Consider the following 1,074-nt stretch of genomic DNA (forward strand, 5'->3'; position numbering starts at 1 on the left):
GGCGGATTCAAGCGGCAAGTGCAACAGTATAAAAACCAGCCATAACTTCACTCGGTGTATACCAACCTAGTGTTTTTCTAGGACGATGGTTGAGTGCAAATTCTATCTGCTCTATTTGTTCGTTTGACACGCCATCAAACGATGATGATTTTGGCAGATATTGACGGATTAAACCATTCGTATTTTCATTTCTAGCTCGCTGAATAGACTTGTAAGGATCAGCAAAATACGTCTCTATGCCAGCATCAGTAATTCTTTTGTGTTCGGAAAATTCTTTGCCATTATCAAATGTCACACTATAAGCATGGCTCATTTGTAAACGATCTAATGCACAAGTAATCGTTTGAGAGGATGCTCTTGTTGGCCCTAAATGAACAATATGTACATACAGGCTCTTTCGATCAACGAGAGTCAATAAAGCACCTTTATGATGTTTACCAATCACCGTGTCACCTTCGAAATCTCCTAAACGTTGTCGTTGATCAATGACCTGGTGTCGGCAGTGAATACTTGTTTTATCAATGATTTGACCCCTACGATCCGTGTTTTTGTAACCGCGTTTTCGATATTTCTTCTGATGCCTTAAATGTAGATGAAGTTTACCGCCTTTTGATTTATCTTGATAAATGTACTGGTAAATCCACTCATGTGAAGGTACATCCAGCCAACCGCGTTGTGTTAAAGCACCTGAAATTTGTTCGGGTGACCAGTCCAAACCAATCAAATAATCAATATAAGCGAAGGCAAATGCTGTCATTGATGATGAAGGACGGTAGCGTCTTTGACTTGCAAATTTAGCTGCCTGTTGAGCTCTATATCCACGTTGCCCAGTATTTCTTTTTAATTCACGGTGGATGGTTGATCGTGAACGTCCTAATTCCCGAGCAAGGGTAGCGATTGAACTTTTACTTTTCAAAGTAGCATAAATTTCGTATCTTTCATCTTGAGAAAGTTGGGTGTATTTCTTCATTGTGTGCTTTCCAATTGCGAGTTGAAAAAGTCTAATGATTCTATGAATACACCTAACTTTTTCAACTAACTACAAATGTGTTGCACTTGGGATTTGAATCTGCG

The 1,074-nt window shown here is 39.3% G+C and carries 1 protein-coding gene; it reads right to left on the minus strand.

Features of this window, described 5'->3' with window-relative positions; translation table 11 throughout:
• Window positions 1-7: 7 nt before the first annotated feature.
• A complete protein-coding gene (locus NI469_RS15675) occupies window positions 8-970 on the minus strand; it encodes an IS30 family transposase (protein ID WP_253175658.1) in 963 nt (320 codons plus the stop codon).
• Between the last annotated feature and the right edge of the window lie 104 nt (window positions 971-1,074).

The sequence above is a fragment of the Acinetobacter lwoffii genome, from assembly GCF_024129735.1.
Taxonomy (GTDB): Bacteria; Pseudomonadota; Gammaproteobacteria; order Pseudomonadales; family Moraxellaceae; genus Acinetobacter; species Acinetobacter lwoffii_H.

Coding starts and splice junctions, on each gene's coding strand:
- NI469_RS15675 (WP_253175658.1), bottom strand. CDS start 970: ATGAAGAAATACACCCAACTTTCTCAAGATGAAAGATACGAAATTTAT.